Here is a 5,461-nt window from a genome sequence, read left to right as displayed (position 1 = left end):
ATAACCTGTAAGCAGATATGTTTTTTGAGGGGAAGTATTTAAGGTGTATATATGTTGAAAAAAAGGAGTTGGGCTGCCTTCATCGGCTTTATCCTCATAGAGATCATTAAATGAAATCGCAGTTACTGCCTTATTTTCATCTTGGTACTGAACAATATTCTGCACGTGCCACATGGAACCTGAATATGGTGAAAGCCAATAAAATACCCTAAGTTTATGATCGTTGGCACTTAATAGGTTAATCTCATATTTTCTTAGGTTGACAAAATCATCATAAAAGCTAGCAGGCTGCTTTAATGTCTCTATAAGTGCTTTAATGAATATTTTTTCCGCCTCCGTATTTCCATTATTTAAATAACTTTCTCTGGAAGCAACCATATTATCGGCCAGTTTTTCAAGCGTACTTATTTCAGGAGGCTTAGAACTTATCTTATTTTGTTTAACAGAATCAGTGGTATTCGTTTTATCAAGTTGCTTATCACCATGCTTTGCCCCACAGGAAAACAGCAGGAATGCCAGAGAAAATAAGATGTTCGTTGTTTTCATGCTATTGTCTTGAAATATTAATTTAATCCTCTGTTCTGTCTAAATAGCGAAGTTCGGTGATCATCATCAATCATCCTTAATTCCTTGTTAAATGAATTTTTCCCACCCTAATTGTGTCCTTACTTGTATCATATTTTTTTAAGCGCATATCCCTTCTTTTTTATGAGTATTACTGAATTTATCCCTTTTACAGAATTAATAAAGTCCGCATAGTTGTCTATTTCAATTTTCGGTAAAATAAACTGTCCTTCATTATTGGTTATAATATTTTGCGGCTTAATGCATCAGATGAATCATAAGCAACTGAAGCATCAGCTAAAGGCATTTTATCATATACCAATCCGATAACCGGTTTTCTATAGATATAAGAATGGGTATTACATGACGAGAACAAACCAAGCAGAATTATAGAATGGAAAATCAGTTTCATTCAATTTAATTTTGCCTAGCCAAAATACTTTATAATTAACCAAATTCAGAAATAATAGGTTTAAATTATCAAATTATTGGAAGAGGCTCTTTTATTTCATTTTTGTTTATTGTTATGGAAACGAGTTATGAAATATCTCTGAACATGAAAACGTTTAAAGGCATCGAAACTTATGGTTGTTTTCACCTTGGTAATGATGAGGCTTTTGCCCGGAGGCTTTACGCTTCCCTGCTTGCAGACCATGAGGTCTCTGTTGATTCGGTAATTACTATGGATCTGGTAAAGCGGGAGGGTGGTGTGCCTTTCCCTCAGGGACTGCGGCATTGTAGTTATGAGCAGCTCTCAGCGAATGTACGGCTGATTACCAAAGAGGTCTTTAAACGTCTGAATTTAGAGATTTAGCTATGARTTTGATCTCGGAAAAATATTTTGACAGATAATTTTAACGTGAAATATAATTCTAATTATTTTTTTATATCGAAATAAAATTTTATATTTCAACTATTTTTGTATCTTTGGATACAATTAATATATAATACAATGCAACAAGGAACAGTAAAATTTTTCAATGAGACAAAAGGTTTTGGATTTATCGTGCCAGCTAATGGTGATAGCGAAATCTTTGTTCATTCTTCTGGTTTAATGGACAACATTCGTGAGAATGATTCAGTAAGCTATGACATCGAGCAAGGTAAAAAAGGCTTGAATGCAATTAATGTTAAAATCAGCTAATTAGATTTCCTTCATAATTGATTAATCACCTGCTTTTAGCGGGTGTTTTTTTTGGGCTGAATTTTCGTTTTCGGTCAATTTCTTCTACGGTGGCGGGTGGATTGTTCTTAAGGTATGCTGAAATTATGCCGGGGCGTTTTATTTATCCATGCATATTTTGGGGTAAAATGATGGTTTATGCAAAGCAAATGAACAGATCATCACGTATATAGAACTTGATGCTGAGGATATTAGACAAGCCCTGACCCAAGTAAAAAGAGAATTTCAGGTTGGAGATTGAACGGATTTATATGCTGAATGCGTACCATGGAAAGAAATTAAGTCAAATGTTGTATGAGCAAATGCTGGAAGTTACTTCCAGTCTTGGGAAATTATCGGTTTGGCTACGCTTTTGAGAAACGAATCCGCGGGCCATCGGCTTTTACGAGAAAAATGGTTTTGTGGCTTTTGATACACATACCTTAAAAATAGGAGTTGACGGGCAGACGGACATCATGATGAGGAAACATCTGGAGGTGGGGACTGCTTATGGGTTTAATGTGCGTCAATTGCCTGTCCGATCGCTTGGATTTCTTCCTGTTCCAGATTGCCTTCCAGTAAATGCCAGCAATCATCTGCACTTTGATGAAGGACGCCTAGTGTTACGTTGTCACGAGCAACACGGTAGTTCCTTTCATGATTTGGGTCAGAGGACGGATAGTACATGGTGATCGTGAATGTTAAGGGTTCAAGACCGGTATTGATCGCTACCGATACGTTAAATATTTCTTCTTCTTCCTGCATGACCTGTGATGGTTTATAAGTTAAACAACTGCCAGCTGAAATAGTTAGTCCAGATCGTACACTTTTTGAAAGCCGTTGTCTATTATCTGCCTTTGGTCACTGATGGAGGGTTTATGATTTCTGGGCACCATTATTGGAAGCTTATAGGAAAACCTATGATAGCAATTGACAATGTACAACCTTTAAGCCCTGAAAGTTTATTTGAGCTTTTAAAAACGGAATTTCCTGCTTACGTGAATGAGCAGCTTGGTAGCAACCTGGCTGTGGAATTTGCCCACGTGGCTGATATTGTGAATATTAGCTTCCCGGAAATTATTGACGGAAATGCGTACACGATTACAGTCGGTGACAATAACCTTGAGATTATAGACCATACTACAGATGGCACTTACAATACCGAGTTGCTGGAACAGCATCTCATGGAATTTTTGACCTTGAAGGCAGGTTAATCTAACTGCTTTTTTTTGGTTTATTCAGGCTGGACTTTACGGTCTTGCCTGGATTCGTTGGAAATCAGTCTTCCCGTTTGGTTAGTGTTCAATGCCTACCTTAATTTAAAAAGTGATAGGCTAGATTAGTCGTAGTTTCTTTTACAATCGACTTTGGGATTGGCGTAGATCGGATTGTTTCTGCTGCTTTACACTTTTCGTGGAAGATGGCTGACCACCAAATTGTTGGTCGCGATACCTTTTCGTATTAAAAATTTGTGTTGATTTAGGGTGATCATAGGTAAAAAGTCTGCAGTCAACCAGCCTTGATTTCCTTCGGAATACGCGACATTTTCCTCGAGACCACAGGCCTCCCCAAAGTGCTGGCCAGGCGCTGTTTAATGACTATACCTTTTCGTAGTGCAGGCCGATGACCCCTGAAGGCAAAGAATTTGTTTGTAAAAGCTTCAAATCAATTTTGTGGTTAATATTGTTAAATAATGGTATCCCGGTTCCAATCAATATTGGATTTAAAAATAACCAGAATTCATCAACCAGATTATGTGCTGCAAGTTCATGATAAGTAGAGGGGCTTCCTATCATTAGAATAGTACCTCCGGGTTGCCCTTTGATCTGCTTGATTTCCGATGCGACATCATTTCCGATAAACCGGGTATTAGCCGCATTGGTATCTTTCAATGAATTCGAGATTACCAATTTCTCAACCTTTTTGTACCATTGTGAGTGCTCAATGTCATGTTTTGATGCATTGGGCTGATCTGCTGCTGTTGGCCAGTAACTGTCCATCATTTGGTAAGTCTTTCTGCCATACAATGCAGCGTCTGCATTGTCGGTAAGTTTGCCAACCGTATCGAACATTTCCTCGCTTACACGGATCCAGTCCATCGCTCCGCTAGGTCCTGCAACAAACCCATCAAGGGAAACGTGCATCAGTAATATTATCTTTCTCATAGCGGTTTTATTATCGTGGTATCATAAAGGTAAAGTTATGTCATATCTACCAAGTCAGCTTGTGAAATTCGTGCTTTAGACTCAGCTCATCCCGATCACAAGGACTATAAAACAGATACCGCTTTATTGGCATCCCCCACGCCCCAAACAGATCCCGGTTTGCTACCCATAGTTATTTCCAGTTCGCCACCGTTCATGATGTCAGTGTGTTTAAAGTACGTTTTTGTAAAGTCAACACCATTAAGTTTCATGGCATTGATATACTTGTTCTTCGGACCGTTGTTTTTCACAGTTATGTGGAACTTTTTGTTTCCGTTTATCGTCAGTGTAGCTTCGCTAATCGTCGGACTTCCAAAAACGTACATGCCATTTGCCGGGTTTACCGGGAAAAAGCCTAAGGCCGATAAGACGTACCAGGCTGACATCTGACCAACATCTTCATTTCCAATAATGCCATCGACTTTATCCGTGTAGAAATTATCTAAAATGAACCGCACCTTTTCGGCTGTTTTCCAAGGCTTGCCCGAGTAGTCATATAAATAAGCCATGGAATGTCCCGGCTCGTTACCATGTGCATATTGGCCTATTAAACCAGATATATCCGCCGATTTGGATTCACCCATATCACCTTCTGCAGTGAACAATGAATCAAGCTTTTTATTGAACTTGTCTTGACCCCCCAATAGCTCAATTAAACCCTCCACATCATGTGGCACCATAAAGGTATATTGCCAACCGTTACCTTCGCTGAAATCACCGTGCTCATGTATAGAAATGAAAGGGCTGTAAGGAGTACGCCACTGATTTGCCGAAAGGCGGCCACGCATAAAACCTGTTTGCGGATCGTAATAATTTTTATAGTTTTCAGCTCGTTTGCTAAAATAGGTATAATCATCCTGTTTGCCCATCTTTTTCGCTACTTGTGCGACACACCAGTCATCGATAGCGTATTCCAGTCCCTTTGAAACTGATTCAGCAACACTGTCGGCCGGAATATATCCGAGGCTTTTTACAAACTTGAGGCCCCGGGAATCGTTCATAGCGGTGGCTTTCAAGGCTTCGTAAGCGAGCTTGGTGTCGAAACCCTTGTAACCTTTTAGCAATGCATCGGCAACAACGGGCAGTGCGCTGTTTCCAGGCATTGTGTTGGTTTCATTGGCCATGAGATGCCAAACAGGCAGGGTCCCCTGCTGCTGATAAATCGCCAGCATTGAATTGATCATGTCATGGACATGATTAGGCTGGATAATGGTAAACAGCGGATTGTTTGCCCTGTAGGTATCCCACAACGAAAATGTAGTCACGTTATTAAAACGAGTATTTTTATGAACCTTTTTGTCCGTTCCCCAATATTCTCCATTGACATCATTGAAAATGGAAGGAGCGATCATGGTGTGGTAAAATGCCGTATAAAATTTCTTCATTTGTGTTAATGAATCCGTTTTGATGTCAATCTTAGCCAGTTGTTTGTTCCAGGCTTGATCAGCATCCTGAATCACCTTATTAAAGTCCCACTTGGGGATCTCGGCTTTAATATTCAACAGGGCATTAGCGGTACTGACAGGAGGAG

Annotated in this window: 8 protein-coding genes; 3 read left to right on the top strand and 5 right to left on the bottom strand. The window is 39.5% G+C overall.

The features are described from left to right. Positions 1 to 546 (bottom strand): hypothetical protein (locus AC1DDX_RS22510; RefSeq protein WP_477622630.1); only part of this gene is annotated, 546 nt, incomplete at its 3' end. 259 nt (positions 547 to 805) lie between these two features. After that, positions 806 to 976: a hypothetical protein gene (locus tag AC1DDX_RS22505; RefSeq protein ID WP_337714941.1), complete on the bottom strand. Its 171-nt coding sequence runs from the start codon at positions 974 to 976 to the stop codon at positions 806 to 808. A gap of 144 nt (positions 977 to 1,120) precedes the next feature. Between AC1DDX_RS22505 and AC1DDX_RS22500 the strand changes: the two genes are divergently transcribed. Beyond that, positions 1,121 to 1,378, top strand: coding sequence for a hypothetical protein (locus tag AC1DDX_RS22500; RefSeq protein ID WP_337714938.1), 258 nt, complete (start codon positions 1,121 to 1,123; stop codon positions 1,376 to 1,378). A 138-nt stretch (positions 1,379 to 1,516) separates the two neighbouring features. After that, positions 1,517 to 1,708, top strand: coding sequence for a cold-shock protein (locus AC1DDX_RS22495; RefSeq protein ID WP_048905418.1), 192 nt, complete (start codon positions 1,517 to 1,519; stop codon positions 1,706 to 1,708). A 534-nt stretch (positions 1,709 to 2,242) separates the two neighbouring features. On the opposite strand, the gene AC1DDX_RS22490 is transcribed toward AC1DDX_RS22495, so the two are convergent. Then, the gene (locus tag AC1DDX_RS22490) at positions 2,243 to 2,491 is read right to left on the bottom strand and encodes a hypothetical protein (protein ID WP_337714937.1); all 249 of its coding nucleotides are present in this window, start codon (positions 2,489 to 2,491) and stop codon (positions 2,243 to 2,245) included. A gap of 155 nt (positions 2,492 to 2,646) precedes the next feature. On the opposite strand from AC1DDX_RS22490, the gene AC1DDX_RS22485 reads away from it, so the two are divergent. Then, on the top strand, positions 2,647 to 2,940 hold the full coding sequence (locus tag AC1DDX_RS22485) for a hypothetical protein (RefSeq protein ID WP_172663408.1): 294 nt from the start codon (positions 2,647 to 2,649) through the stop codon (positions 2,938 to 2,940). Between the two features lie 384 nt (positions 2,941 to 3,324). On the opposite strand, the gene AC1DDX_RS22480 is transcribed toward AC1DDX_RS22485, so the two are convergent. Beyond that, positions 3,325 to 3,891 (bottom strand): dihydrofolate reductase family protein, encoded by a 567-nt coding sequence (locus AC1DDX_RS22480; protein WP_337714935.1) that lies wholly within the window; start codon positions 3,889 to 3,891, stop codon positions 3,325 to 3,327. Between the two features lie 104 nt (positions 3,892 to 3,995). Beyond that, the coding region (locus AC1DDX_RS22475) for a GH92 family glycosyl hydrolase (RefSeq protein WP_477622629.1) at positions 3,996 to 5,461 on the bottom strand (1,466 nt) is incomplete at its 5' end.

The sequence above is a fragment of the Pedobacter sp. 10L46_2 genome, from assembly GCF_056395165.1.
Note: the sequence above shows the minus strand (reverse complement) of the source record. Positions and strands in the feature narration are given on the sequence as shown.

Coding starts and splice junctions, on each gene's coding strand:
- AC1DDX_RS22505 (WP_337714941.1), bottom strand. CDS start 976: ATGAAACTGATTTTCCATTCTATAATTCTGCTTGGTTTGTTCTCGTCA.
- AC1DDX_RS22480 (WP_337714935.1), bottom strand. CDS start 3,891: ATGAGAAAGATAATATTACTGATGCACGTTTCCCTTGATGGGTTTGTT.
- AC1DDX_RS22495 (WP_048905418.1), top strand. CDS start 1,517: ATGCAACAAGGAACAGTAAAATTTTTCAATGAGACAAAAGGTTTTGGA.
- AC1DDX_RS22485 (WP_172663408.1), top strand. CDS start 2,647: ATGATAGCAATTGACAATGTACAACCTTTAAGCCCTGAAAGTTTATTT.
- AC1DDX_RS22490 (WP_337714937.1), bottom strand. CDS start 2,491: ATGCAGGAAGAAGAAGAAATATTTAACGTATCGGTAGCGATCAATACC.
- AC1DDX_RS22500 (WP_337714938.1), top strand. CDS start 1,121: ATGAAAACGTTTAAAGGCATCGAAACTTATGGTTGTTTTCACCTTGGT.